Annotated in this window: 23 protein-coding genes, 1 tRNA gene and 1 pseudogene; 10 read left to right on the forward strand and 15 right to left on the reverse strand. The window is 68.7% G+C overall.

The window, feature by feature from the left end:
• Positions 1-4: 4 nt before the first annotated feature.
• The 7 genes from NAG42_RS32225 to NAG42_RS32255 form a co-directional block, all read right to left on the reverse strand.
• Positions 5-853, reverse strand: coding sequence for a GDSL-type esterase/lipase family protein (locus NAG42_RS32225; RefSeq protein WP_250035700.1), 849 nt, complete (start codon positions 851-853; stop codon positions 5-7).
• Positions 854-935: 82 nt separating this feature from the next.
• Positions 936-1,250, reverse strand: coding sequence for a hypothetical protein (locus NAG42_RS32230; protein ID WP_250035701.1), 315 nt, complete (start codon positions 1,248-1,250; stop codon positions 936-938).
• Positions 1,240-1,998, reverse strand: coding sequence for a cytochrome c oxidase assembly protein (locus tag NAG42_RS32235; RefSeq protein ID WP_250035702.1), 759 nt, complete (start codon positions 1,996-1,998; stop codon positions 1,240-1,242). The genes NAG42_RS32230 and NAG42_RS32235 overlap by 11 nt, the downstream gene beginning before the upstream one ends.
• Positions 1,995-2,426, reverse strand: a complete 432-nt coding sequence (locus tag NAG42_RS32240; protein WP_250035704.1) for a DUF2243 domain-containing protein — start codon at positions 2,424-2,426, stop codon at positions 1,995-1,997. Before NAG42_RS32240 ends, NAG42_RS32235 begins: the two co-directional genes overlap by 4 nt.
• A 161-nt stretch (positions 2,427-2,587) precedes the next feature.
• Positions 2,588-5,929 carry a CARDB domain-containing protein gene (locus NAG42_RS32245; RefSeq protein ID WP_250035705.1) on the reverse strand — a complete coding sequence of 1,114 codons (3,342 nt, stop codon included), beginning with the start codon at positions 5,927-5,929 and terminating at the stop codon, positions 2,588-2,590.
• A 222-nt stretch (positions 5,930-6,151) separates the two neighbouring features.
• Positions 6,152-7,201 (reverse strand): sensor histidine kinase, encoded by a 1,050-nt coding sequence (locus NAG42_RS32250; RefSeq protein WP_250035706.1) that lies wholly within the window; start codon positions 7,199-7,201, stop codon positions 6,152-6,154.
• A complete protein-coding gene (locus NAG42_RS32255) occupies positions 7,198-7,857 on the reverse strand; it encodes a response regulator transcription factor (protein WP_250035707.1) in 660 nt (219 codons plus the stop codon). Before NAG42_RS32255 ends, NAG42_RS32250 begins: the two co-directional genes overlap by 4 nt.
• Positions 7,858-7,943: 86 nt before the next feature.
• On the opposite strand from NAG42_RS32255, the gene NAG42_RS32260 reads away from it, so the two are divergent.
• The 3 genes and pseudogenes from NAG42_RS32260 to NAG42_RS32270 all read left to right on the forward strand — a co-directional run.
• Positions 7,944-8,879, forward strand: coding sequence for a S1 family peptidase (locus tag NAG42_RS32260; RefSeq protein ID WP_250035708.1), 936 nt, complete (start codon positions 7,944-7,946; stop codon positions 8,877-8,879).
• Positions 8,803-9,531: a DUF429 domain-containing protein gene (locus tag NAG42_RS32265; RefSeq protein ID WP_250035709.1), complete on the forward strand. Its 729-nt coding sequence runs from the start codon at positions 8,803-8,805 to the stop codon at positions 9,529-9,531. Before NAG42_RS32260 ends, NAG42_RS32265 begins: the two co-directional genes overlap by 77 nt.
• Before the next feature lie 146 nt (positions 9,532-9,677).
• A pseudogene (locus NAG42_RS32270) lies at positions 9,678-9,810 on the forward strand (IS3-like element ISRhosp1 family transposase); the annotation flags it as partial.
• Between the two features lie 155 nt (positions 9,811-9,965).
• Here the strand turns inward: NAG42_RS32270 and NAG42_RS32275 are convergent.
• The 4 genes from NAG42_RS32275 to NAG42_RS32290 all read right to left on the reverse strand — a co-directional run bounded on the left by NAG42_RS32275 (position 9,966) and on the right by NAG42_RS32290 (position 14,306).
• Positions 9,966-10,133, reverse strand: coding sequence for a hypothetical protein (locus tag NAG42_RS32275; RefSeq protein WP_250035710.1), 168 nt, complete (start codon positions 10,131-10,133; stop codon positions 9,966-9,968).
• Between the two features lie 563 nt (positions 10,134-10,696).
• Positions 10,697-13,207 carry a hypothetical protein gene (locus tag NAG42_RS32280; protein WP_250035711.1) on the reverse strand — a complete coding sequence of 837 codons (2,511 nt, stop codon included), beginning with the start codon at positions 13,205-13,207 and terminating at the stop codon, positions 10,697-10,699.
• Entirely contained in the window at positions 13,204-13,875 is a 672-nt protein-coding gene (locus tag NAG42_RS32285) for an ABC transporter ATP-binding protein (protein WP_250035712.1), read from the reverse strand. Before NAG42_RS32285 ends, NAG42_RS32280 begins: the two co-directional genes overlap by 4 nt.
• 71 nt (positions 13,876-13,946) lie before the next feature.
• Positions 13,947-14,306 carry a peptidase inhibitor family I36 protein gene (locus NAG42_RS32290; protein ID WP_250035713.1) on the reverse strand — a complete coding sequence of 120 codons (360 nt, stop codon included), beginning with the start codon at positions 14,304-14,306 and terminating at the stop codon, positions 13,947-13,949.
• 996 nt (positions 14,307-15,302) lie between these two features.
• Here NAG42_RS32290 and NAG42_RS32295 point away from each other — a divergent pair.
• Complete coding sequence (locus NAG42_RS32295; protein ID WP_250035714.1) at positions 15,303-16,094, forward strand: transposase family protein; 792 nt, start codon at positions 15,303-15,305, stop codon at positions 16,092-16,094.
• Between the two features lie 265 nt (positions 16,095-16,359).
• Here NAG42_RS32295 and NAG42_RS32305 read toward each other — a convergent pair.
• A tRNA-Lys gene (locus NAG42_RS32305) sits at positions 16,360-16,432 on the reverse strand.
• A gap of 167 nt (positions 16,433-16,599) precedes the next feature.
• On the opposite strand from NAG42_RS32305, the gene NAG42_RS32310 reads away from it, so the two are divergent.
• The 5 genes from NAG42_RS32310 (at position 16,600) to NAG42_RS32330 (ending at position 22,170) form a co-directional block, all read left to right on the forward strand.
• The gene (locus NAG42_RS32310; RefSeq protein ID WP_250035715.1) at positions 16,600-17,841 is read left to right on the forward strand and encodes a L,D-transpeptidase; all 1,242 of its coding nucleotides are present in this window, start codon (positions 16,600-16,602) and stop codon (positions 17,839-17,841) included.
• A 134-nt stretch (positions 17,842-17,975) separates the two neighbouring features.
• A complete protein-coding gene (locus NAG42_RS32315) occupies positions 17,976-19,196 on the forward strand; it encodes a L,D-transpeptidase (protein WP_250035716.1) in 1,221 nt (406 codons plus the stop codon).
• Between the two features lie 90 nt (positions 19,197-19,286).
• The gene (locus tag NAG42_RS32320) at positions 19,287-19,688 is read left to right on the forward strand and encodes a hypothetical protein (protein ID WP_250035717.1); all 402 of its coding nucleotides are present in this window, start codon (positions 19,287-19,289) and stop codon (positions 19,686-19,688) included.
• 152 nt (positions 19,689-19,840) lie between these two features.
• A complete protein-coding gene (locus NAG42_RS32325; RefSeq protein WP_250035719.1) occupies positions 19,841-20,704 on the forward strand; it encodes an MHYT domain-containing protein in 864 nt (287 codons plus the stop codon).
• A 437-nt stretch (positions 20,705-21,141) separates the two neighbouring features.
• On the forward strand, positions 21,142-22,170 hold the full coding sequence (locus tag NAG42_RS32330; protein WP_250035720.1) for a 3-oxoacyl-ACP synthase III family protein: 1,029 nt from the start codon (positions 21,142-21,144) through the stop codon (positions 22,168-22,170).
• Positions 22,171-22,462: 292 nt separating this feature from the next.
• On the opposite strand, the gene NAG42_RS32335 is transcribed toward NAG42_RS32330, so the two are convergent.
• The 3 genes from NAG42_RS32335 to NAG42_RS32345 all read right to left on the reverse strand — a co-directional run bounded on the left by NAG42_RS32335 (position 22,463) and on the right by NAG42_RS32345 (position 24,082).
• On the reverse strand, positions 22,463-22,810 hold the full coding sequence (locus tag NAG42_RS32335) for a hypothetical protein (RefSeq protein WP_250035721.1): 348 nt from the start codon (positions 22,808-22,810) through the stop codon (positions 22,463-22,465).
• Positions 22,811-23,155: 345 nt separating this feature from the next.
• Positions 23,156-23,593, reverse strand: a complete 438-nt coding sequence (locus NAG42_RS32340; RefSeq protein ID WP_250035722.1) for a response regulator — start codon at positions 23,591-23,593, stop codon at positions 23,156-23,158.
• A 54-nt stretch (positions 23,594-23,647) separates the two neighbouring features.
• The gene (locus NAG42_RS32345; protein WP_308201217.1) at positions 23,648-24,082 is read right to left on the reverse strand and encodes a DUF2750 domain-containing protein; all 435 of its coding nucleotides are present in this window, start codon (positions 24,080-24,082) and stop codon (positions 23,648-23,650) included.
• 546 nt (positions 24,083-24,628) lie between these two features.
• Between NAG42_RS32345 and NAG42_RS32350 the strand changes: the two genes are divergently transcribed.
• Positions 24,629-25,537 (forward strand): hypothetical protein, encoded by a 909-nt coding sequence (locus NAG42_RS32350; protein WP_250035724.1) that lies wholly within the window; start codon positions 24,629-24,631, stop codon positions 25,535-25,537.
• The last annotated feature ends 274 nt before the right edge of the window (positions 25,538-25,811 follow it).

Raw genomic sequence — 25,811 nt, forward strand, 5'->3', positions numbered from 1 at the left:
GCCGTCAGAAGCGCTCGTAGGTGGCGTCGGCCAGCTGGGCCTGGCCCCGCAGGTTGGGGTGGAAGTAGTCGACCTGGTTGACCAGGTCGAGGTTGAAGCTGGTCTCGTGCGAGTCGTTGTCCCAGCGGCAGCGGGGGCCGTACTTGTCGCAGGCCTGGCGCAGCTCGTCGTTGTAGTCGTTGATGCGGGTGTTGACCTGGCGGCGGCGGGCGTCGTCGGACTCGTCGGTCGAGGTGGGGTCGGTCAGCATCGAGCGGCAGGTGCTGAAACGCTGCCACGCGCGGACGGCCCGGGTGTCCTTGCGGCCCAGCTGCCACAGGCGGTAGAGGTCGGGAATGCCGGCGACCAGCACGTCGGCGCGGGGCAGGCCCTTCTTGAGGCGGGTCAGCGCGCGGTCGACGTCGCGGCGGAACGTGGACACCGGGGTCATGCCGGCAGCGGTCCGGGCGCAGGCGTCGTTGGCTCCGATGAGGATCGTGACGTATTGCGCCTTCATGTCGATGGCCTGGGCGACCTGGCTGGGAAGGGCGCCCGCCTCGGCCCCGGGCTCGGCGAAGTTGCGGGCCTTGCCCTTGATCTTCGGGTTCTTGGCCAGGATCCGGCGGTAGTGGCTGTCGACCGTCTCGGCGGTGCCGGTCGACCAGGAGTTGCGGCTGCAGGCCAGGAACGTCCCGCAGCTGCCGAAGCCTGCCGTGATCGAGTCGCCGAGCGCGGCCATCGAGGACGGGTATCCCCGGGGTGAGGTGGGCCCGGGGTCGTCGGAGCCACCGCCCGCGCCCCCGGCCCCCGCCTCGCAGGCCAGTGCGAAAACGGCGAGCGTGGCGAGGGTGGCGACGTGCCAACGGCGGACCATCGAGCCTCCTGGGTGACGGATTGCAATCACTCAGGCACGATATGTCATGAACTCTTGCCCCGGGGTGCCACCTTTGCGGGCGTCAGCTTTCCGTGCGGAAGAGCTCCGACCGCGGCACGTTCAGCGTCACGGTGGCCGGGCGGCCCTCGACCGACTCGGCGATCTGGTCACCACCGGCGTAGACGTCGTTGGAGAGGAAGCCGGTGCCGTCGATCCGCAGGTAACCGGAGGCCATCAGGCGCTCGGCCACGCCGGCGGCCACATCCGGGCGCACGCCGGTGTCCGGCATCTGCACGGCGGTCACCTGGCCGACCTCCTCGCCGGCTGAATCGGCGACGGTCATGCCCACGTTCACGCGGGCGATGGGCAACGGCTGCGTCGGGGTCTCAGGCTGCATGGTGCCGGGATTCCCCGGCCGGGGCCACGGAAACCAGCCGCCACGGACGGCGTTCGGGCGCGGGCGCGAAGCACTGCCGGAAGAACAGCACGATGACCAGGACGTGCAGCAGGTCACCGCCGTAATACATGATCTGCGCGCCCGCCTCGGCCTCACCGGCGGGAACGCCCACCGGCGGATGTCCGTAGAGATGCTTGGCGAGGATGCCGTGGGCGGCCACGAAGGCCAGGAACACCGCGCCCCGGACGATCGGTCCCGGCCGGTGCGGCGCCGGGTCGCGGCCGATGATGGCGGCGGTGAGCAGACCGCCGGCCAGCAGCATGTGCACCTGCACCAGGGTGTGCAGCCACGGCCGGGCCATGGCCTGCGCATAGAGGCCGGTCGTGTAGAGCAGCCACAGCCCGCCCGCGTCGAGCACGGCCGCGGTCACCGGGTGGGTCAGGACCCAGGCCACCCGCGTACGCAGGAGACGCGACACCCGGCGGGCCGGGCGCACCGGCAGGACGCGCAGCACGAGGGTCACCGGCCGGCCGAGGACCAGCAGCAGCGGCGCGGCCATGCCGAGCAGGAGATGGGCGGACATGTGGGCCCGGAAGTCGTGGTGCTGGCCGAAGGTGGCCGCCGCGGCCGTGGCCACGCCGGCATACCAGGCGAGCGAGCGGCCCACCGGCCAGTCGATGTCACGCCGGCGCAACCGGGCCACCGCCACCGCGTAGGCGCCGGCGAGCGCGGCCAGGCCCCAGATCAAGCGGCCACCGCGGTCCGCGAACGGGTGAGCAGCACGACCCCGGCCACGATGAGCAGCCCGGCGATGATGTTCCAGGTCCAGTCGTACGCGGTGAGGTCCACCTCGTAGCGGATCTGGTGCAGCCGCATCAGCTTGTGCTGCACCGTCCCGTCGTACAGCTGGAAGGCGCCGGCCGCGGTGAGCAGGCCGCCCCACCACGGCCGGGCCCGGAAGGCACCCTCGCGCCGCAGCGACGCGAGCAGGAAGAGCGAGGCCACGGTGGCGAAGAAGCTCACGGCGTGGAAGATCCCGTCCGAGACGAGCCCCGCGGCCGGCGTCGACTTGTCGTAGAAATGGTGCCAGTGCAGCAGTTGGTGGAAAACGGTCTCGTCGATGAACGCGGCGATCCCGATCCCCAGCAGCGCCCCGGAAAGAACGTTGTTCCGCACGATGGGTCCCTCCGGTCACGGTGGACCGATCGGGTACCCGCGGAGATCGACGGCAAACGGGCGAATGATCCGGCCGGACCGGGGTATGCGGCGCCCCGGACCGGTGCGGCACCGTCCCCAACTCCCGGCCGGGGACGGCGCCGCACCTTTCCGATTCCGCGTCAGCCGCCGTTGATGACGAACTGCGAACCGGGCTGGACGACGATGTTGCCGTCGGCCGAGTTCGTGATGGTGACGTTCGTCAGGTTGGCGTTGCCGCGGGCGCCACTCATCGCGAGGATGCCGGCGCCGTTGTTGCTCTTGTCGATGCGGACGTTGGTGACCGCGACGTTCGGCATCTCGCCGCCGCCGGTCTTGAACTGAATGCCGTCGTACGTGGAGTCGATGATGTCGGTGTCCCGGATGGTGACGCCGGTGATCGGCTTGCTCGACGGGAAGAGCGTGATCGCGCCGAACTCCTGGTCCTCGTTCCAGAACACCCCACCGGCCCGGTAGAGGCCGTTGTTGGCGAGCAGCGTCGTCCCGCCGAACGGCAGCGGGTCGTGGTCGGTCGCCAGCATGATGCCCGGGTAGTTCATGGTGTCGGAGATCAGGTTGTTCTCGGCCGAGTTGTTCGAGCCGCCGTAGATCGCGATTCCGTTGGCCCGCCACGGCAGCTGCACCGTGTTGTTGACGAAATGGTTGTTGTTCGCGGAGTCGGCCGTCGTGTCCTTGACCCGCGGGTTGGCCCACACGGCCAGCGAGTCGTCACCGGTCGTCCGGAAGGACGAGTTGAACACCCGCGAGTTGCGCGTGCCGTTGGAGAAGTTGATGCCGTCGGCGTACGTGTCCCGGATGCGCATGCCGCTGAACTCGAGCCCGTCGCCCGGGTTCCAGTAGGCCGGCGTGTCCGAGTAGTCGCGGCCGACCCAGGCGCCGACGTTGACGTGCTCGATCCACACGTTGCTGATCTTGGTGTTCTTGCCGAGCCGGCCGTTGATGCCGTGACCGCGGTTGGCCCGGTTCGTCGTGTTGCCGAAGATCGCCAGGTCGGAGATCTGCGTGTTGTCGTCGATGTCGAAGCCGACGTTGCCCTCGTGCGGGTGGTTGATGTTGCCGGTCACGTTCTGCGGCTGGGTGTCGGTGTAGAGCCGGGTGTGCCACAGGCCGGCCCCGCGGACCACCACGTTCCGGATGCCCTTCTGGTTCCACTGCCCGCGGGTGGGGTCGGGCGACAGGATCTTCTGCTCCTGGCGCCACTGCCCGGCCGGGATCCAGACGCAGCTGATCACGCCGTTCTCGTCGTCGGTCACCGCGCGCTGGATGGCGGCGGTGTCGTCGAGGCCGTCGTTCGGCACCGCGCCGTAGGTGGTGATCGAGACACAGCCGGCGGGCTGGCTCAGCGCCGGCGCCACCTGCTCGAGGTCGACCATGTCGATGATGTAGAACGACGCCGTGTCGCCCGAGTCCCGCTGCAACTTGAAGCGGGTGCCGGCCGGATACGACTGGGAGAGCAGCGCGTTCGACTCGTCGAAGAGCCGGCGCGCGTCGCCCGACGGGGTGTTCGACAGCGACTCGGTGTCGTCGCTGGTGCCGTAGAGCCAGCTGTTGCGGGAGGACAGCGTCAGCTTCTGCACGAACTGGTCGTTGGCGTAGAGGCTGATCGTCGCGGTGAGGCCGCCGCCGCCCGGCGCGTCCGGGATGGAGTTGCGCACGACGATCGAGTTGGCCTGGTTGGCCGAGGTGAACTCGACGAACTGGCCGGTGCTGGTGAGGCGGATCGACTTGCGGCCCGACGACTCGGTGCCGAAGTTGGTGTGCCCGAAGGTCCGGAGCGCGTCCGCCTCGACCAGGGTGCCGTTGTGCCGGCCGGACTCGGCCTCGTAGGAGACGTACGGGGTCGCCGCTCCCCGCCCGACCACGATCGATTGCGTACGGGAGTTGTTGTTCTCGTTGGTCTCGGCCACCACACCGGTGGCGTCGGCCGTGGCCGTCACGGTGGCGCCGCCGCTGGTCGCCGTCCAGGGTCCGGCGTTGACGGTGACGGTCGCGCCGGCGGCGATGCTGCCGGTGGCGGCGTTCAGCGTGGTGCTGCCCGCGACGACCCGGGTGACACTGGCCGCGGCCGCGCTCGTGCCGCGGTTGTTGACCTGCACCGCGAAGGTGACCGCGGAGCCGGCTGCCGGGTTGGCCGGGTTCGGGGTGACGCTCAGGACCTGCAGGTCGGGGCCCGGCGCCTGGGCGACGACGAGCGAGCCGGGCGCGGTGTAGGTGTTGTTGCCGTTGTCGGTCTCGGCGACGGTGTTGGCCGGGTCGACGACGGCGGACACCTGGTAGCTGCCCTGTCCCCGCCGGCCCGCGCTGACCGCGACGGTGCTCGAGGCGCCGGCCGCGAGTGCTCCGACGGTGGCGCTGCCGATCACGGTGCCGTTGAGGCGCACGTCGACTGTGGTCGCGGCCGAGGCGACCGTCCCGGCGTTGCGTACGGTGGCCGAGACGGAGATGGTGGAGGACTCGTCCGGCGTCGTGGGCGTCCACGACAGACCGGTCACGACCAGGTCGGCCGCCGGCGCCCAGGACCCGAGCACCTGCAGCTCGGCGACCTGCGCGCCCGGTGCGCCGGTGTTGCTGAAGAACTGGAGCTGCAGGTCGGCGACCCGCCCGGTGACCGGGATGGTCACCGTGTTGCCGGAGCCGAAGGCGTAGTCGGCGCGGGCCTTGAGGGAGCTGTAGGTCGCGGCGCCCTGAGCCCGGCCGAACACCTGGATGCCCTGCGTGCGGGGGCCCCACGACGGATCGGGGTTGAGCTTGACGACCACCCCGGTGATGTTGGCGTCCGAGCCGAGCTTGGTGGTCAGCGTGGCCGGGAGGCCGTTCGACTCCCAGTAGCTGGCCAGGTTGTTGTCGTTGGCGTTGGGCGCGACATAGGTGAAGACGTTGCTCGACGCCTCCATCGGCTTGCCGGCGGCCAGGTTGGTGCCGGTCGGCGGGTCCGGATCGGGGTCGGGGTTCTGCCCGGCCACGCCATAGACCTCGAGCTCGGAGAGCTGCCCGGCCGGCCAGCCGGTGTTGCCGGTGATGGTGACCCGGACGTAGCGGACGGTCGCGGCGGTGAAGTCGATGGTCACCGTGTTGCCACTGGCCGGGTTGAAGGTGCGGCCGGCGCTCGCCGAGAGCGTGCTCCAGCTGCTGCTGGTGGTGCTGCCCTGGACGGTCAGGGTCTGGGTGCGGGTGGCCCAGTCGGCCGGGGGCGGCAGCTTGAGCTTGACCTGGTCGATCGCGACGCTGCTGCCGAGGTCGACCTGCACCCACTGCGGGAAGGCGTTGTTCGGACTCTCCCAATAGGAGCCGGCGTTCCCGTCGGTGACGTTCCCGGCACCGTACGGGCCGTTGGTGCCACTGGCCGTGGCCGCCTTGCCCTGGGCGAGGTTGGGGCCGCCGGCCGCCTGCGCGGGGGTGGCCGAGATCCCGGTGGTGACCAGGGCGGTCGCCAGGATGCCGGTAAGGAGTCTTCGTCCTCTCATGAAGTCCTCTTCGTGGTGCGTATGGGGCCGCCGGGCGGGGATCCCGGCGACCACCGGGGGACGGGGGAGGTTCTGCCACGATTTTTCGCCGTGTTGCCAAGTTTTTTCGTGAACAGGCATTCAAGGTTTCAGATACGTCACTACTTCGTCAACGGTTGATGTCGCGGACACGGCAAAGCTCGCACCCGGCGCGGACGGCGGGATGAGCCCGCAGCCGGGCGGTCAGGGGAAGGTGACCTGGACCCGCAGGCCGTCGTGGCCGGAGGACGACGCGGCGATGACGCCGTCGTGGGCGCGGACGATGGAGCGCGCGATGGACAGACCGAGGCCGGCCCCGCCGCTGTGGTCGATGCGGGCACCGCTGAGCCGGCGGAACGGCTCGAAGAGGGCGGCCACCTCGTCGACCGGCACGTCGTCACCGGTGTTGGTGACGATCAGCGCCGGGTCCGCACCGACCCGCACGTCGAGCGTGCCGCCGGGGCGGTTGTATTTGATCGCGTTCTGCACCAGGTTGCCGACCAGCCGTTCCAGCAGCACCTGCTCACCGAGCACGAGCCGGGGCTGGAGCTCGCTGGTGATGGTGACGCCGGCCTCGCCGGCCCGTGCGCGGTGGGCGTCGAGGACCGCCTCGGTTATCCGGTCGAGCCGTAAAGGCGTACGGGAGACCAGGCCGCGATCGCTCTCACTGAGCACCAGCAGGCCCTCGATCAGGCGCTCGTTGCGCTCGTTGGTCTCGAGCAGCTGCGCCGCCAGCAACTCCAGCTGCTCCGCGCCCAGCGTGCGGGCCAGGCCGACCTCGATCAGCGTCCGCTGCACGGCCAGCGGGGTCCGCAGCTCGTGCGAGGCGTCGGCGGCGAAGCGGCGCTGCGCCTCGTAACCGACGGCGATCCGGTCCATCATCTCGTCGATCGAGCGGCCCAGGACGGCCAGCTCGTCCCGCCCGTCGCCCGGGCGCAGCCGGTGGCCGAGGTTCTGCGGCCCGACGTCGGCGATCACCGGCGCCAGGTCGCGCAACGGGCGCAGGCACCACCGGATCACCGGGTAGGAGGCCGCCAGCAGCGCCGTCAGCACGACGGCGATGGCGAGAGTCGACGGGATGCTGGGCCGCCGGAACAGTTGCCGGCAGATCAGGTGCGAACTGTCCGGGGTGGGCGGCGCGCACCAGTCCGGGGTGACGTCCCACCAGATCGACAGCACGGTGTCGGCCATCGGTCGTACGAAAAGCGCGGCCACCAGCAGCATCGCGCAGAGCAGCAGGATGCGCCGTCTCATGAGCCGAGCCGGTAGCCGGCGCGCGGCACGGTGTGCAGCACCGACGGCTCGCCGAGCTTGCGCCGCAAGGTCATCACGGTCATCCGGACGGTGTTGGTGAACGGGTCGGTGTTCTCGTCCCACGCCTGCTCGAGCAGGTCCTCGGCGCTGACCACCCGGCCGCCGGCCCGCAACAGCACGTGCAGGACGGCGAACTCCTTGGGCGACAGCGACAGCACCTGCCCGTCCCGGCTCGCCGTGTGCCGGGCGACATCGAGGACGACGCCGTCCTGCTCCAGCACGGGCGGCAGGGCCGGCCCCGACCGCCGCGACAGCGCCTGCAGACGGGCGACGAGCTCGGCGAACGCGAACGGCTTGGTCAGGTAGTCGTCGGCGCCCAGCCCGAGCCCCTCGACCCGGTCCCGGATGCCGGCCGCCGCGGTGAGCAGCAGCACCTTGGTGTCCGCCCCGGTCTCGCTGATCCACCGGCACACCTCGTCGCCGGTGCGCCCCGGCATGTCCCGGTCGAGCACGGCCACGTCGTAGCGGTTGACCCCGAGCCGTTCGATCGCCGCCTCCCCGTCGTAGACGACGTCGACGGCCATCGCCTGCCGCCGCAGCCCCTCGGCGAGGGTGTCGGCCAGCACCCGCTCGTCCTCCGCCACCAGCACTCGCACGGTCCCACGCTTCCACATCCGCGATAAAAGATTCATAAGCACTCCGCTGACGACCGTGTGACAGTCGTTCTCGCAGGGTTGTCGCCATGTCCAGGGTCCTCGCCACGCTCGCCACCGCCATCCTCGTCGTGCTGCTGGGGACGGCCCAGCCGGCTTCGGCGATCGCGTACGGCGAGAACGCGCGCGACGGCGCCTACCCCTTCTCGGTCCGGCTGACGATGACCGGCCTGCCCACCGCCGACCGGGGCCGCCGCGACAGCTCCTGCTCGGGCGCGCTGATCGCTCCGCGCTGGATCGTCACGGCCGGTCACTGCTTCCGCGACGCGGCCGGCCAGAAGGTCAGCCACCCGGTGGCCGAGCGCACCACCGCCACGATCGGCCGCACGCTGGTCGCCGGCGGCCGAGGTGGGCAGGTGATCGAGGTGGTGGCGGTCCACCAGTCCGAGACGACCGACGTGGCCCTGGCTGAACTGGACACCCCGGTCACCGGGATCACCCCGCTGCGCGTGGCCACCCACCCGCCGTCGCCCGGCGAGAGCCTCCGCCTGACCGGTTTCGGCCTGACCGCCGGCCAGGTGCCGGCCAAGCGCCTGCAGACCGGCCGCTTCACCATCGACGCCGTGGGCGACTCCCTGATCGAGACCTCGGGCACCGCCCCGCAGGACGACACCAGCCCCTGCCCGCACGACTCGGGCGGCCCGTATTTCCGCACCACCGACAGCGGCCCCGAGCTGGTGGCCGTGGTGAGCGGCGGCCCGAGCTGCCCGCACACGGGCCCCGACCTCAGCGCCCGCACCGACAACATCAGCGACTGGATCACCGCCACCACCAGCGGCTCGTCGAGGTCGACGCCGCTCTACTACCTGGGCCTGATCCCGGTGGCGGTGCTCGTGGTCGCGCTCGGCGTGTGGGCCCTTCGCCGCCGGGCTGCCTATCGTGTGACGGGTGCTGACCTTGGGAGTCGACCTGGCCTCGGCCGACGAGCGTACGGCGATCGCGTCGGTGGAGTGGGCCGGCGGTGAGGCCACCGTCCGCACGCTGCAGGGCGGTGTCACCGACGCCGAGCTGATCGACGCGATCCGGGCCGCCGACAAGGCCGGCATCGACTGCCCGCTCGGGTGGCCGGACGCTTTCGTGGACTTCGTCGGGGCGCAGCGGACCGGTTCGCTGTCCCCGGTGCGGGCCGACGCGGCCTGGCGGCGGGGTCTCGCCTATCGGCTCACCGACCAGGTCGTACGGGTCGAAGCGGGCCTCAACCCGCTCAGCGTCTCGGCCGACCGCATCGCCTACGTGGCGTTCCGCTGCGCCAACCTGCTGGCCTCGCTGGGCATGCCGATCGACCGCTCCGGAGCGGGCCTGGTGGTCGAGGTCTATCCCGCCGCCTCCCTGCGCCGCTGGGGACTGACCCACCGCGGCTACAAGCTGCCCGGCCCGGACGCCCTCGGTCTCCTCGTCGACAGCCTGCTCGCGGCCGCGCCCTGGCTGAGTCTCGGCCCGTTCGAGCCGCTGTGCCGCCGGAGCCACGACGCCTTCGACGCGGTGATCGCCGCGCTGGCCGCCCGGGCCGCCGCCCTGGGTCGCGCCCTGGAACCGGCCCCGGAGGAGCGGGGGAGGGCTCGCAGGGAGGGCTGGATAGCCCTGCCGACCTGTGATTTAGGTGACCTGACGGAGTGACCCGGAAAACAGAACAGGCCACACAGTCCGTGGACTGTATGGCCTGGGTGATGCTTGGTGGCGAATCACGCGTTCGGCTGCCGCCGTCGACCGCCGGGGCGGGCCGTCCGGCGGCCCGATCTAGTCCGGCGGGACTCACCGTCGATGCGACGGCGGTCGACACCCGTTGGTGCGGCGACATCACCTACATCACCACGTGGGAAGGCTGGCTATATCCGGCCACCGTCATCGACCTCGCCCGGCGTCGCGGGCTGGGCCGTCGCCGACGGTCTCAAAACCGCAACGCCACAGTGGTGTCGTCGACGGTGACCTGGGGCAGGCCTTCGGCGCGCACGGCGACGCCGTGCGCGTCGACCGGATCGGTCTTGCGGCCTTGGCCGGTCGCGAACACCGGGGCCTGGGCGGACAGCTTCGCGGGAACGTCCAGTACGGTTTCACCGTGGGCGACCAGGCGCTGGGCCGACGTGCCGGCCGATACTGCTGCGTCCTTCGACCGCCCGCACCCGGTCGGCGTATTTGTGGCCGGTGGCGAGTATCGTCTGGTAGCCGTCGCGGTCAGTGCCGAAGCGGCCTTTGCCGACAGGATTCTCGCGGTGGTTCATGATCTCGATGGTCGCGGATGCTTGTGCGAGGCCATATCGATGACGACTCGGGCCATGTCGTTCCTCCCCTGATCCGAAGAAACGCTGGCACGAAGGCATCGCTACTTTGGGCTGGGCATGCCCCTCTTGAGCCTCTCCGCGCCGCGGTGACCGGTAGGCGCATGCCAGATGAGAGTCACACCAAAGTCGCGGTGGACAGCCGCGAGCGAGCGATCTCACCGGTCACCCCGACGGAGCGTAGCCGGGCTGCGGTCGTGCCACCAGTAGATAAGTAACCGTGGCCCCTCGTCATGTCTGCTCAGGGGCCGGACCCTCTGAAACCCCACGGTGCGGTGCTTGCGGTGCGTGAACACCCTGCGGGTCCGGGTGGCGTGGTGGTTCCCTGGTTCGAACCCCACGCCCTCCGTTCAACCACGAGCAATGCAAACCCCCGCCGACCTGCGCGAGCAAGTCGGCGGGGGCACCCGGCGAAGAATCGGGTTCTTGCTCGGTCTCGCCGAAGATCAGTTGATCTCGGTCGCCGCGACCATGGCGCGGCCACCAACTGCGAACCGCTGACCGTCCTATGTCGTATACGCGGTACGGTCACGGGCGCGTAGCCGCCGGGCGGTGAGGAGCGTCATCGTGAGGGTGGCGGCGTAGAACGCGCCGGTTACCAGGGCCAGCCAATCCCACGGAATGCTGAGCACGTATCCCGGTAGCCGCCAGGCCGCGACGATCACCGGCGGGATGGCGATCAGGGCCGCTAGCAGCGTGCTGAGGGCGACGGTCACCGCCTGCTGGTAGAGCAGGACGTGGCGGGCCCAGACGGTGGGCACGCCGACCGAGATGAGGGTGCTGAGGTAGGCCCGCAGCGCGGCGACCTGCCCACGGGCCACGGCCATGGCCACCAGCAGAATCAGGGCGAATAGTCCGATGGCCGAGGCGTAGAGGGCGGCCGGCGGCACGGGCGGCGGTGGGGCTTCGTCCAGCAGGACATCGTGCGTGTTCAACCCGGCGGCCAGCGCGGCTTGGCGGGCGGCGGTCGCCTCTGCGTCGGACACGCCGGTGAAGAACACCGCACCAGTCGACAACGGCAGTTTCAGCCGCTGCACGGTGGCAGTCAGCATGATGCCGTACGCGTTGCGGTTCCACTCAGCTTTGGCCAGCCGGAGCGGCCGGGTGGGCACTGGCGGCGTTTCGCGTGCGTTCGAGGGACTCGTGCCGGAGACGAGGATGTATTCGTCGGGTGCCGGGTCGTCCCAGCTGAGGATGCCGCCGGCCTGCAAGGTGCCCGTCTGTTCGCCGGTGAGCGGTCGGCCCGCGAGGGCGGCGACCTCTTGCGGGGTGTCGACGGCCAGGAAGTATCCGACGTCTGTTCCTCGGGGCACCACGAAGCCGGCCTTCTCCGAGTACACGGATCTCAATTCGACCGATGTACGGCCGGGAAGGGCTGTGCGGACGGTGTTCACCAGTGCGGGCAGGGGTGGTTGGAGAATGCCGCCGCTGCCGCTTACGGCGACCTGGCCGGGACCGGTGTCGGGTACGTTGCTGGCCTCGACCGAGACGATCATCGTGTGCAACAGGGTGAGGAAACCCAGTGGCCCGCCCAGCGCAGTGGCGAGCACGGCCACGGCGATGACAGCGCGTCGGTGGTCTCCGGTGAGCTGGCGGCCGGCGAGCCGGGACCGCGGGCCACGCTCGGGCAGCCGCCGCAACACGTACCGGACGATGTCCGGTGTGACCAGCAGTACGGCCACGCCGACCATGGCCGCGAACACCATGGCCTTGCGGGGCACGTTCATGCCGGGAATCTGCAGGGCAGCGGCCATGCCGATCAGGGCGGCTACGGCAAGACGGATTGCGGGCATCCGGGGTTTCACGGCCGGCGTGGTGCGGCGGGCGACCTCGGGTTTGGTGGGGCGCCGACGATGCGAAACGCCGGTGCGCGTCAACAGAACGGTCGCCGCCGCGCAGCCCACCACCGTGAGGGCGACAAGCCGCAGGATCGGTTCGCCCAGGCCGCCCAGCGGCGGTAGGGGCGCATCGATGAAACGGGCCACGATGAGACGGGCTGCGGCGCCCAGCCCCACGCCTGCGGCCGCGCCGGCGAGCGTCGCTATCAGAGTCCAGGCGGCGCTGGATACGGCCACACTGGCCACTGCGACTCGAGGCGGCACACCTACGGACCGCAGGATGCGGGTGCTGCGGCGGAGCCGTCGGTCGTTGAGACCGAACACCAGCAAGACGGCCAGCACCGGCAATACCCAGGAGGGCGCCTGGTAGGCGGCCGGTGCGCGGCCCACCCAGGTCTGCCGTCGCTGTTGGTTCGCTTTCGCAGCTTCCACAGTCTGGACAGCGGGGGTCAACTCCCTGACGGCCGCCTTCTCCGTCGTGCGGTAATAGCGCGCTGCGACCCGGCTTACCGCCGCGATGACCGGCTCGGCGGGGGCCGCACCCCAGTAGAGGTTGGGGGAGGCCTGCACCGCGGTGAACGTCTTTGTGATGTCCTTGTCGAGAGCGGCCCAGGTGCCCGGCGCCGCCAGCACAGCGGGATTGCCGTAGTAGCGGTCGGCGGCGACACCGACAACGCGGAAACGAGCTCGGCCCGACAACGTGGACACCTCTGCGCCCGGGACGATGCGCAAAGTTTCGGCGTTGGCCACCACGACCTCGCCGGGACGGGTGGGCCACCGCCCGCCGCTCAGCACATACCTGCGGGGAAACGGGTCCGCCGTCCAAACCGTTTCCCGGTAGGTCAGGCGGGTGTTGGTACCGGTCTGTCGCAAGTCCAGCGACAGCAACTCCGCTGTCAGATCCGCCGCCCCGGCCGCACGCCCCGCCGTGACGGCGTCTCGGACGAGCCGGTCGTCTCCAGGACGTATGCCTCCAAGGTTACCGACGGACAGACTATGACCGAAACGTCCGAGATCCCGCTCGACGACTTGATCGCCGCTGGGGCTGAACGCCGCCAGCGTGATGACCATCGTGATCAGGAACGCGGACGACACAAACGCGATCAGTGCGAACTGCGCCTGCGCGCGGTCCCGCAGAAAACGGCGCCCCAGCACCAGTACCAGGCGAACACGGGTCACGGCATGGTCCGCTCCGCCGAGCCGCATGCAACAAGGCCGCCATCGACCATTTCGTATGCGGTGTCAGCAAACTCCCGGCACATGATGTCGTGCGAGCAGACCACAGCGAGGACTCCCTGGTCGCACAGCGACCTGATCAATGCGAACAACTCCCGGGAATTCTTGGAATCGAGAGCGCCGGTTGGTTCGTCCGCAAGAAGAATGCGGCGGTCACCGATCACGGCTCGAGCCACACCGACGCGTTGCCGTTGCCCACCGGACAACTGTCGGGGAAACCGGCGGTCCAGGCCGGCCAAGCCGACCCGGGACAACTCCTCACCCGCTCGTTGCCGCGCTTGCCGGCTGTCCACTCCGAGCACTTCCAACGGCAGGGCGACGTTCTCCGCTGCGGTGAACTCCTCGATCAAATTGTGGTCCTGGAACACCACACCGACGGTTTCCAGTCGCAACTGGGCCCGCTCGGTCTCGCTCAGCGTATCAACCCTGGCGCCGGCGACAGTGATCTCACCATGGTCGGCGCTGTCCAGACCCGCGAGCAGGTTAAGCAACGTCGATTTGCCGGAACCACTTGCCCCGGAGATGCACACGAATTCACCGGGACGGGCCGTCAGGGAAACGTCCCTGACGGCCCAAACCGTTTCCGCGTGCGACGAGTACGACCGACTCATATTAGCAATACTCAGCACGACGTAAATATTCCTCAATGTTTTTATCGAAGTGTTCCCTAAGCAATTTTAGATCAGCAGCCACCGTTGGTCTTCCACGAACTCACCTCATCGCTGTTGGCGAAGTTCACGTTGTTGTCTTTGCTATTCGAGTGGAAGGTCTGGCAATCTCCACTGCCATTGGCGTTTGAGTATCCGGCGGCATTGGTGCCGGTGCGATTGATCCATGAATCCATTTTGTCATTGACTGAGGAGATAAGGTTGTAGTTCCCGTAACCCGCCCCCCGCATGCTAAGAAGCCAATCAAAGTCGTTGTTCCCGAACAAGCAAACCCGATTCGACAAGCATTCACTTTCCGATGCCGCCGCAGGGGCCGCCCAAGCTAGGCCAGAAAGCGCGGTAATCGCTAGCATCAAACCAACTCTGACCTTCACAGAATTCCCCTTTTCTCGTCCCAGAGTCTCCGGAAGACGGCTCAACGAAGTTAACATTCCAGAGTAGACACAGGCAACCCTCGTCGATGTCCGCGCTGCCGAGTTTTGAGCCTGCGGTTGATGACGCCGTTACCACATATGCTCGTCGAGGTCGACCATCTCTTCGAGCAGTCGGCACGCTCCAAGTAAATAACGGCTCGTCGAATTTCAGGGATTGTGGTAGGGAGGTGATCTCAGCAAGGGAAGGGCGTTGGATCTGACCGCCACGGGCATATCAGGCAGGACGGACGATGCTGGATATAGGCGTGGAGCCATCGATAGACAGGTCCTTGCGACAGACGCCGGCCTTCGAGAGGGCTTCCTGTGATCGCTTGTCAAACCATGCTCGACGCGCCCAAGGACCCCGTGCGTTACCTCGCCCCCGTGCTCGCCGCGCAACGCTGACTGCTCGGCACCCCGCCGCCGGAAACGGGCACTGACCAGCTCAGATGACCAGGGCCCGACCTTCACGACGCTCTCGCCAGGGCTGCCGCCGGAGGCTGAGCGTACGTCATCCTCGACGGGAAGCTATTCGACTGCGATCGCCTGGCCGAGACCACTACCGGCGTCAAAGGTGATTGACGCTTGGTACTCGGCAAGCACCGCGATTCGACGCCAACATTGAAGCGACAGATGTGCTGGGTCGATCGCCGCGTGCCTCGGAATCGGTCACCATTTTCGTGTCTCAATTAACTTCAGGCGCCGACAGCGCACTGCTGGTGCACCGAACGCGAGGCGGGCGGTGGTGTCGCTTGGGGGAGAACCTCGCTATTCTCACCGCCGCCCGCCTCTTGCAGGTGATGCTGTGGCAGGGCCGTTGCGTAGTCTGATGCCAGGCGTTTGAGCTGGGGATCTGTGGTGTGATTGGCCTCTGTGGGGCGAAGGCGGCAGGCGAGATCACGTCGGTGATCATGAAGTTCTCTACGCCGCACGAAGCCCCGAGGACCTCACCCGCCGATGGCGTCATCTCTCATTGCCGCACTGACCGTCACGACACCCTACGCCGTTACTGCACCGACTCTGGTAACCGACGGTGAGCGCAAGGATCTCCTGGCCGCGTTGACGAAGGTCCCCGACCCTCGTGACCCACGCGGGATCCGTTGCCCGTTGTCCGCGGTCTTGACCGTCGCGGTCCGCGCGGTCATGGCCGGCGCGTGCTCGTTCGCGGCGATCACCGACTGGCTACATGACCTCGACGATCAGGCCCGTACTCGCCTCGGCTTCACCGATGGTGTACCGGCCGGCACCACGATGTGTCGGCTATTGATCCATCTCGATCCGGCCCTATTGGCCACTGTTCTCGCCGGCTGGCTGCACGCCCGCACCCAGCAACCGCGCGTGGCGCTGCCGCGCCGGTATCTCCGGGTAATCGTGGTGGACGGCGAAACCCTGCGGGGCGCGAAGACCTCAGCGAGCCGCCGCCTGATCGCGCTCGACCGGCACACTGTGCGGCTGCTGCGCGAGCACCGGCGCCGGCAGCGCGCTCAGCAGCGGGCCGCGGGAGAGGGCTGGCAGGACTCCGGCTACGTGCTCGTGGCTGAGGACGGGGCGCCGCTGCACCCGGACTTTCTGACTCGCCGCTTCCGCCACCCCATGCTCGAGTCCGGGCTGCCCCAGTCCGGCTGCACGACCTGCGGCACGGAGCCGCCAGTCTCGCGCACTGCGCCGAGATCGATCTCAAGACGGTGCAGGCCCAGTTGGGGCATTCCAGCATCATGCTCACCGCCGACACCTACACCAGTGTCCTGACCGATCTGCTGGCGTGCGCGGCCGAGGCCATCGCGAAGCCGGTACTCGCTGCGGCGTCCCTTAACTCGGGCCGCCTGCACCGCCGAAACGATCTCCCGCGGAAAACCACTGCACCGGTCGAGATCATCGCCGCAGAACGGCCGGTGAACAGGCCGCCCATCCGCTCCACAGGCAGAAAACGGGGCCGCCCACATACGTCCCACCAACGTCACACAAAGATCGAGGGGCGTATAGCTGGTCAGCTATACGCCCCCCGTCACTGCTGTGCGCCGCGTAGGACTTGAACCTACAACCCGCGGATTAAGAGTCCGCTGCTCTGCCAGTTGAGCTAGCGGCGCTCGTTGGCAACGACGAAAACGTTAGCACGGCTCCCGGTGATCATCGAAATCGCCCCCCGGAGGACCTCCGGACGGGGCGCCACCCACCCGGACGGAGGAACCGATCTCTTGCATTCATGAGGCAGGATGTCCCCGCAGCTTCACAACGGGACGGACGGACGGTCAGCATGCGGCGCACGCTCGTGGCAGTCATGGCGATGGCGGTGATCACGCCGGTCGCGCTGGCCGCGTGCGGTAAGGGCGACGACGGCGACTCGGCCTGGGTGGGCACACCGTCCGCGAGCGCGAGTGCGAGCGCCCCGGCCGTGACCGGCCGGGAGGAGTCGGCCACCGTGCCGGTCAGCCTCGCCGTCACCCCGGCCACCGGCAAGACCGAGGTGCCGGTCAGCGCCGAGATCGGCTTCAAGGTCGCCGGGGCCAAGGTGACGACCGTCACCCTCAAGGACTCCGCGGGCAAGGCCGTCGCCGGCACGCTGCGCGAGGACGGCTCGGCCTGGGTGCCCAGCGCGCCCCTCAAGACCAAGCAGAAGTACGCGGCCAGCGTCGTCGCCACGGCCGAGGACGGCAGCACGAAGACCGCCGCCACCACGTTCACCACGATGGGCAAGCCGGGCAAGCGGACCGGCACCGGCCTTTATCTGTTCGACGACCACACGTACGGCGTGGCCATGCCGGTCGTGGTCGAGTTCAGCCCGGGCATCAAGAAGGCCGACCGCGCCGCCGTGCAGCGCCGCATGTTCGTCACCACCACCCCGGCCCAGCCCGGTGTCTGGTCGTGGACGCCGAACGGCACCCAGGCCTATTACCGCGGCCCCGAGTTCTGGCAGTCGGGCACGACGCTCAAGGTCCGCATCGGGCTCGGCGGACTGCCGACCGGCAGCGGGCGGTATGGCGACCGGGACCGCTCGGCCACGGCGAAGATCGGCCGCCGGTTCGAGATGAAGGTCGACAACGCCAGCAAGAAGATGACCGTGGTGCAGGACGGCAAGGCGATCAAGACGATGCCGGTGAGTCTGGGCAAGAAGAGCACGCCCTCGTCCAGCGGCACCATGGTCGTGATGGAGAAGAAGGCCGAGACGGTCTTCGACACCACCGCCGAGCTCGGTCCCGAGGACGGCTACCGCACCGAGATCCAATTTGCCCAGCGGCTCACCTGGAGCGGGCAGTACATCCACTCCGCCCCCTGGTCGGTCGGCGATCAGGGCCGGCGCAACGTGTCGCACGGTTGTGTCAACGTGGCCCCCGGCAATGCCCGGTGGTTGTTCGACCGCACTCTGATCGGTGACCCGGTCACCGTGAAGGGCACAAGCGACAAGCTCTCGTACGGAAACGGCTGGACGCCGTGGGACAAGCCCTGGTCGGAGTTCGTGAAGGGCAGTGCTCTGCCGGTGCCCGCGTCGCTCAAGTGACCAATGGTGCCATTGCGTCTAAATCGGACCAAATAGGTGGGCCGAGAACGACAGGCGGCACGATTCCGGGATTGGTAGCCGGGGAAGATAAGGGCAGTATTGGGCGCCGGGACGAACGACGCCGTGAGGGGACCATGAAGACCTGGGGATTCAGAAAGGCCGCGGTTGCGCTGGTCGCGGCGAGCGCGCTGCTCGCCTCGGGCTGTGGTGACGGCGACAAGAAGTCGTCCTCCTGGGAGGGTGGCGGCAAGCCGGGCAGCAGTGCTTCGCCCGGCGGTGAGGCCGCCACGCCCGAGGCTCTGCCCAGCACCGTCGCGGTGAGCTCGCCGGCCGCCGACGCCAAGAACGTCCAGGCGATCACCCCGATCAAGTTCACCAGTGAGGACCCGGAGAGCACCACCGTCAAGGTGGCCGACTCCCAGGGCAAGGAGATCGAGGGCACCCTCGACAAGGACGCCGGCACCTTCACCCCGGCCAAGGCCCTCCCGTGGGGGGCGAAGATCACGGTGACCGTCACCGGCCCCGAGGCCGACGGCAAGACGAACACCGCGACCAGCACCTTCACCACGATGTCGAAGCCGGCCAAGCTGATCCGTGTCTCGAGCTTCCTGGGCGACGGTCAGAAGGTCGGCGTCGGCATGCCGCTGATCGTCCGGTTCGGCCGCTCGATCCCGGAGAGCTTCCGCGACGACGTCGAGCGCCGGATGAAGGTCACCGCCACCCCGGCCCAGGTCGGCACCTGGCACTGGACCAGCCCGACCGAGGTGCACTACCGCCCCAAGGTCTATTGGATGGCCAACTCCAAGGTCTTCTACAAGGTCGCGCTGGCCGGCGTCCCGCTGGGCAATGGCTACTACGGCCGGTCCGACCTCACCGTCGACCTCAAGATCGCCCGATCGTTCGTCATGACGGTCTCGAACAAGACCAAGCGGATGACGGTCAAGCAGGACGGCAAGGTCATCAAGACGATCCCGGTCAGCCTGGGCAAGAAGAGCACCCCGTCGTCGAGCGGCACGATGGTCGTCATCGAGAAGAAGAAGAAGACGATCTTCGACACGACCGACGAGCTGCCGGCCGGCGAAGGCTACAAGACCCCGATCGACTTCGCCCAGCGGATCACCTGGAGTGGCCAGTTCATCCACGCCGCGCCGTGGTCCGAGGGCAAGCAGGGCAAGGTCAACGTCTCCCACGGCTGCGTCAACGTCTCCGAGGCGCTGGGTGCCTGGCTCTTCGACCGCACCCTCATGGGTGACCCGATCACGGTCACCGGCACCGAGGAGAAGCTGAAGAACGGCAACGGCTGGACCGACTGGAACATGAGCTGGGACGAGTACAAAAAAGGCTCCTACCTCTGAGCGGTCCCCACGCTGAGTGATCAAGGCCCGGTCGGCGACGACCGGGCCTTTTCTTTCCCGTACGGGGTGAAGCGCGCTTAACCTGGCGAAGTGCCCCGATTCGTACCATTGATCGTCGCGTTGCTGCTGGTCGCCGGCTGCTCCCGGGAGCAACAGCCCACGCAGCCCGAGCCGGTGCCACCGAGCAGTGCGGCGCCGTCGTCCGCGCTGCCCGTGGACGACCCGCCCGGCACTCTCACCTGCACTGCCCTGGCCGCCGCGATCGCCGACTCCTCGCTGATGACGCCGGGGATCGTCGACGCGATCGTGCGGAGCAGCGCCACGGCCGACGCCCCGGTGGCCGACGCCGCCGAGCGCCTCGGTTCCGCGTACGCCTCGGCCGTCGCCGCCGCGGGCCGGGAAACCGAACCCGACGCCGTGGCGGCCGTCGGAGCTGCCGCCTCGGACATGTCGACTGTCTGTTCGGACAGCGGGCTGCAGACCGTCGGATGATCACTCAGCCGCTGACCAGGCGTCTAATCGGTCGGCGTTGTTTGACCGTTTGCAGTCGGACTGTGACACAGATTGGTCACGATCACTGCGCGATCGCGTCCGGACGATGCAGGATGCCTTACCGGAGCGGGGTTTTACAGAGGGGGACCGCGATGGCGCAGATCCATCACTTCGACCATGGGTGGATCACGCCCACCATCAGCTATGTTTTGTCCGTTCTGGGGTCAATGCTGGGGCTCACCTGCGCCATCCGGTTCCGGAGTGCGAGCGGGCGCGGCGAGCGCTTCTGGTGGCTCGTGCTGGCCTCGGTGTCGATCGGCGGCACCGCGATCTGGAGCATGCACTTCGTCGCGATGATGGGCTTCAGCGTCGTCGGCACGCCGATCCGCTACGACGTCGGCCTCACCGTGGCCAGCGCCATCATCGCCGTGGTGGCGGTCGGTGTCGGTCTGGCCATCGCGCTGCTCGGCAAGGGCGGGCAGAACCTGCGCATCGTGACCGGCGGGGTCATCGCCGGGCTGGGCGTCGCGGCGATGCACTACACGGGCATGGCCGCGATGAAGCTGCACGGCGATGTCTCGTACGGGATGACCCGGGTCGGTCTGTCGATCGGCATCGCCGTGGTCGCGGCGGCGGTGGCGCTCTGGCTCGCCGTCACGGTGCGCCGCCCGCTCGTCGTCTTCGCCGCCGCCCTCGTGATGGGTGTCGCGGTCAACGGCATGCACTTCACCGGCATGACCGCGATGTCGGTCGACACCGACCCGTCGACCACCCAGCTGCCGGGTGCGACGGCGAGCGGCATGCTCGTCCCGATCGGCGTGGCCGTGGTCTTCGGCATCATCGGGCTCGCGTACGCCCTGATGTCCGCCCCGACCGAGGAGGACCGCGCGGCCGCGGCCTATCTGGAGCAGCGCCGTGAACAGGCTGCGGCCCGCATCCCGCAGCAGGCCGCGCCGCCGTCGCCGGGCAGCCTCGCCTCCGGGGCGTGGACCTATCGGGACCGTTCGTCGCGCTGACGTCCGCCCGATCCGATCGGTGCTGCAGCGGGTCGCGGCTCGTCTTGGCTCCATGGAGACGGAACAGGCTTGTCCTGGCTGCGTGAAGGCTAGTCGCGCTGCGTTGAGACGCGAATAACAGTGAGGGTCGGCCGTCATGGCCGGCCCTCACTCCGTGGTCTTGGGGTCGGAAACGGGCCGCCGCGTCCGCGAGGCGATTTCACTATCTGAAGATGCCGAAAGGACTTTTCTGGGCAGCAAATGCAACGTTCCTGGTGACGCTGCGTGTGCGGGCCCTCAACGCAACGAACGACCACGGTGTATTTGGTTTCGACTTGTTACCGAGCCGTTTCCGAGGGCGCCATCGGTGGGCCGATCGGCTGATCGCCAGGGTCCGCCCGGCCGTCGGATCTTGTCTGCCTGTCATAGCCTAAAGCCGATAGCCTCTTTCCTCAGGGATGGGCGAGTTCGTCGAAAGTGGGGGCAACATGGGCGTGGGCATCCTGGGTACCGGCTCGTACCTGCCGGCCGAGGTGGTCACCAACGCGGATCTGGTGCGTCTCGTGCCGGATGCCGACCCCGAGTGGGTCAGCCGCAAGACGATGATCCAGGCGCGCCGTTTCGCGGCGCCGCACGAGGCCGCGTCCGACCTTGCCGCCGAGGCCGCCCGAGAGGCCCTGGTCAATGCCGGGCTCGAGGCCGTCGACATCGACTACCTCATCGTCTCGACCTCCACCGGTGACTCTCCGCAACCGCCGACCTCCACCCTGGTGCAGGACAAGATCGGCGCCAACCGGGCCGCGTGCTTCGACATCAATGTGGTCTGCGCCGGCTTCGTCTTCGGTGTCGCGCTGGCCAACAGCCTCGTCGCGATGAACCCGAACGCCAAGATCCTGGTCATCGCGTCCGACATCTACTCGCGCATCCTCGACTTCGGCGACCGCCGCACGGCCGTGCTGTTCGGCGACGGCGCGGGGGCGGCGGTGATCGGCTCGGTGGCCGAGGGCTACGGCTTCCTCGACATGGAGCTGGTCTCGCGCGGCGAGGCCAGCGAGCTCATCCACGTCCCCGGCGGTGGCAGCCGGCTCCCGGCCTCGGCCGAAACGGTGGCGAACGGCGACCACTACTTCAAGATGAACGGCCGCGGCGTCCGCGACTTCGTCAACATCGGCGTCCCGCCGGCCCTCGAGACCCTGCTCAAGCGGGCCGACATCGCCGTCGAGGACGTCACCCACTTCGTGCCGCACCAGGCCAACGGCATCATGCTGGCCGAGCTGGTCGAAAAGGCGGGCTTGGGCGCGGCCACGACCCACCTGACGCTCGACCGCTACGGCAACGTGGGTAGCGCCTCGGTGCCGGTCACGCTGGACGAGGCGGCACGCAAGGGCGCGCTCAAGGACGGCGACATCGTCCTGATGGCCGGCTTCGGCGGCGGCATGTCCGTCGGCGCGTCCCTGCTGCGCTGGGGCGGCACGGCCCGCCACTGACCCGCGGCCCCAGGTCGCCACGCACGTAGGCCGCGCGCTGCTCAGGCAGCGCGCGGCTTTTGCATCACCCCAGGCAGAGCCTCGACCGCAGCGACACCCCGCGTCCGGGCTGCGGCTCAGGCGCCGTCGAGCGGGTGCCGGCTCGCCAGGCGTATCCAGCGGTTGCCAGGCTCACCCGGGGTGTTCAGCGTTGCCAAGCTCACCAGGCGTGTCCAGCGGTTGCCAAGCTCGCCAGGTGTGTCGAGCGGTTGCCGGGATAACTGGCGTGGAGAGTGGCGTGTCGCGGGTTGGCCTACTTGGGCTGGACCAGCCAGTTCCACGCTCGCTTGAGCGTGTCCTGGAGGCCCTCATCGGCGACCCGGGCCGCCGGGTCCTCGCTCGGCTCCGGCAGGTCAGCGCCGGGCACGGTGAGAATCACCCCGTGCTCGAACAGCCCACTCACCTTGTCGGCCGGCGCGAACCGATGCCCCTGCGGCGTCTTGATGATCAGCCCGTGAAAGACATCCGACTGCTCGTCATCCAGCACATGCTCGACCTCACCGGCACGCGCACCGGACTCGTCGAAGACGGGTGTGCCGTCCTTGAGTACGAGATAAGCAACCGGCGCGCCAAGGTCCTCGGGAGCTTCGTTCTGGGTCATGGCCTTCCCGGTACCCGCCCGCGGCGCGCCCTATGCCTCGCACCAGGCGGGGCCACCGTGTCGTAGGCCGCGTCCGAGGAAAGCCGGATAGGGAAGGGCGCAGGTCGCGCCCGAGGGAGGCAGGCAGGTTGCGATGGGGCAGCGCCACGCGCAGCGTCTGGGCCGGGCTCGGGGCAGCGCGCAGGCCGTGCTCGAGGCGCGCGCAGGCTGCGGTTGGGACCAGGAGGTAGGTCGTGGGCCGGGACAGCGGTGTGCGATGCCAGGCTCGCGCGCGTTGACGGTGCGGCGCGAGTGGTCGGTCGCAACGCCTTCACCAGGCGTGACTCGCGCGGGAAGAGCTGTGACCTACAGTTCGCGGTCGCTGGGGAGCGTGGCGACCTCGCGGTAGAAGCGGTTGATCTGCCGCACGGTCGCCTCGAAGTCGTCGAGGCCGAACGGCTTGGTGACGTAAGCGTTGGCCCGGTGCTGGTAGCTCGAGGCGATGTCCGGCGCCGCGCCCGACGTCGTCAGTATCACCACCGGAATGGCCTTGAACTGTTCGTCCGACTTGATGGCGGCGAGCGTCTCCCGCCCGTCCATCCGCGGCATGTTGAGGTCGAGCAGAATCAGATCGGGCCGGACCGCCTCGGCGTAGACACCCTCGCGCCGCAGATAGTCCAGCGCTTCACGCCCGTCAGCCACCCGCTCGACGTTGGTCTCCGTACCGGCGTTCTCCAACGCCTCGGAGATCATGAGGGCGTCGGCGTCGTCATCGTCCACGACGAGGATCTGCAGACTGCGCACGGAAAGCCCCTTTGGTTGCTGTGCCGCAAGCATAGGGGCATGCACCATCCTCAACTACGTCCGGGAGGTCTCGGTTTCACCCTCGTCGGGCGCCGGCTGGTCCGCGAACCACTGCCGCACCTGCGCCGGTGAGAGGTCGTACCCCGTAGCCCGCGAACCGGCCCAGTTCACCCCCACCAGCATCCCGTCCTTCTCGAGCCGCGGAAGCCACCCGCTGAGCCACTCCCCGACGTCGACGGTCACCAGTTCGAACCCCCGATAGGCATCAACCTGCTCCACCACCCGTCCCGCCCGAGTCGGCTTCGACCAGAACGGCACGGCCCGCCGCCCATCGCCTCCCACCGGAGCCGGAATCCCCTCCGGGTCCCGGATCGTGAAGACACGCCCTTCCCGAGCCGCTTCCCGCCGAAAGGCCGCCCGGTGCGCCCCACTGAGCGACATCAGTTCCCCCTCCTTGCCAAACCTCTTCACCGTCCTGCATAAGACCATCGCGAGGGCCCGAGTCTTACGAAAGAACGGGCACGACCTCAAAACCCAACCCCTCAGACGTACGGCACAAGTCTTGGTCAGCGCCCGGTGATCCCAGGACTCGCTTCCATCCCGCGAGATCCACTTCGCCTGCCGCTGTGCCGGGTCCGGGGCCCAGTGGTCGCCGACACGCCGGTGGCAGGGCGGGCGTGTCGAGCGTCTCGCATCGTTGCGGATGCGCAGTGCCTTCCATTCTTGAATTTCTATAAGCAGTGGTGAAGCTGTACTCGGCGACGCAATTGATCATCAGTTGCGAGCAATCAGGAATCTGTTTCGGATGGCGAGCACGTCATGGGTTCCGACCGGAAGTGGATCAACATCAGCTTTTCGGCTCACCGCGACTAAACACTTGGTCCAAGTAAGAGGTTTTCGTCTGAAACGCTACCTAAACGCGGCCTGGGATCGTTTGGTGGTCATAGTGTCCGGTTTGTCGGTTGGCAGTCTGCCGGACACCCATCAGTCTCTGGAGGATTTGGAATGAACAGCAGTCGGCGTATCGGGGCGCTCATGGCCATGGCCACCGCAGCGGTCGGCGTGGCTACGGTTACCGCCACGGCGCCCGTCTCGGCGGCGCCCGCCAAGGGCCCGCAGCCGGCTTCCAGCTGGCTGGGTGCTGTCAAGGCGAACACGGACAGCTTGGTCAAGCTCTACTGGCGCACGGACCAGACGATCTGTGACGTCGAGGTCCGGGTCAGTGGTCGCGACGTGGATGTCGACTACCCGGGTCGCAAGCGCTTCTCGTCCTTCACCCGCGGCGACACGCTGCGTCCGGGCCGCACCGACTTCACCGCCATCGAGGTCAACCCCGACTTCGATCGGGCCGGCATCGCGCGCCTCCGTGCCACGATCTCCTTCGACACCTGTGGCCGTCGCGACCGGACCCAGTTCAAGTCGTTCTCGCTCGCCATGCCGGTCCTGCGCAACAGCCACCAGGGCCCGAGCCGCCCCGGCGATGGCCGCCCTGGCGATGGCCGCCCCGGTGATGGCCGCCCCGGTGATGGCCGCCCTGGCGATGGCCGCCCTGGCGATGGCCGCCCTGGCGATGGCCGCCCTGGCGATGGCCGCCCTGGCGATGGCCGCCCTGGCGATGGCCGCCCTGGCGATGGCCGCCCCGGCGATGGCCGCCCCGGTGATGGCCGCCCTGGCGATGGCCGCCCTGGCGACAGCAACGACCGTGGCAACGGCGGCACCGCCAGCCCCAGCCCCAGCAACAGCCCCAGCCCTACCACCAGCACCAGCACCGGCACTGACCGTGGCAACGACCGTGGCAACGGCACCGGCGGCGACCGTGGCAACGGCACTGGCGGCGACCGTGGCGGCGACCGCGGCAACGGCACCGGCAGCGACCGTGGCAACACCTCGGGCAAGCCGTGGCAGAGCCCGTCGCCGTCCCCCAGCGCGTCCGCCACTGCGTAACGGCTGCCGGATCCGGCACACCGTTGCATGCCTTCCACCGCTCGAGCTCCTCGTGGGCCCGGGCGGTGGGGTGGAGCTGGAGAAGCGGCACGGGTGAAGTGGAAGCAAGCGGGTCCCGGGACCACTGATTGAGTCGGTGAGCCGGGGCCCGCTCCGTTGGCTCCCGGTGGAAAGCGGTACTCCTCGGAAGCCTGGAAACGGCTGAGCTGAAGAGGCGCGCGTGAGGGTGTATCGAGGCGACACAGCGCTCGTTGTGGGAACCGCTGCCGGTCTG

The organism is Paractinoplanes maris, from assembly GCF_023544465.1.
Taxonomy (GTDB): Bacteria; Actinomycetota; Actinomycetes; order Mycobacteriales; family Micromonosporaceae; genus Actinoplanes; species Actinoplanes maris.

Excerpts from the sequence above, each read along its gene's own strand:
- NAG42_RS32225 (WP_250035700.1), bottom strand. The coding sequence starts at position 853 with ATGGTCCGCCGTTGGCACGTCGCCACCCTCGCCACGCTCGCCGTTTTC.
- NAG42_RS32230 (WP_250035701.1), bottom strand. The coding sequence starts at position 1,250 with ATGCAGCCTGAGACCCCGACGCAGCCGTTGCCCATCGCCCGCGTGAAC.
- NAG42_RS32245 (WP_250035705.1), bottom strand. The coding sequence starts at position 5,929 with ATGAGAGGACGAAGACTCCTTACCGGCATCCTGGCGACCGCCCTGGTC.
- NAG42_RS32250 (WP_250035706.1), bottom strand. The coding sequence starts at position 7,201 with ATGAGACGGCGCATCCTGCTGCTCTGCGCGATGCTGCTGGTGGCCGCG.
- NAG42_RS32260 (WP_250035708.1), top strand. The coding sequence starts at position 7,944 with ATGTCCAGGGTCCTCGCCACGCTCGCCACCGCCATCCTCGTCGTGCTG.
- NAG42_RS32275 (WP_250035710.1), bottom strand. The coding sequence starts at position 10,133 with ATGAACCACCGCGAGAATCCTGTCGGCAAAGGCCGCTTCGGCACTGAC.
- NAG42_RS32285 (WP_250035712.1), bottom strand. The coding sequence starts at position 13,875 with ATGAGTCGGTCGTACTCGTCGCACGCGGAAACGGTTTGGGCCGTCAGG.
- NAG42_RS32295 (WP_250035714.1), top strand. The coding sequence starts at position 15,303 with ATGGCGTCATCTCTCATTGCCGCACTGACCGTCACGACACCCTACGCC.
- NAG42_RS32310 (WP_250035715.1), top strand. The coding sequence starts at position 16,600 with ATGCGGCGCACGCTCGTGGCAGTCATGGCGATGGCGGTGATCACGCCG.
- NAG42_RS32315 (WP_250035716.1), top strand. The coding sequence starts at position 17,976 with ATGAAGACCTGGGGATTCAGAAAGGCCGCGGTTGCGCTGGTCGCGGCG.
- NAG42_RS32325 (WP_250035719.1), top strand. The coding sequence starts at position 19,841 with ATGGCGCAGATCCATCACTTCGACCATGGGTGGATCACGCCCACCATC.
- NAG42_RS32330 (WP_250035720.1), top strand. The coding sequence starts at position 21,142 with ATGGGCGAGTTCGTCGAAAGTGGGGGCAACATGGGCGTGGGCATCCTG.
- NAG42_RS32335 (WP_250035721.1), bottom strand. The coding sequence starts at position 22,810 with ATGACCCAGAACGAAGCTCCCGAGGACCTTGGCGCGCCGGTTGCTTAT.
- NAG42_RS32345 (WP_308201217.1), bottom strand. The coding sequence starts at position 24,082 with ATGGTCTTATGCAGGACGGTGAAGAGGTTTGGCAAGGAGGGGGAACTG.
- NAG42_RS32350 (WP_250035724.1), top strand. The coding sequence starts at position 24,629 with ATGGCCATGGCCACCGCAGCGGTCGGCGTGGCTACGGTTACCGCCACG.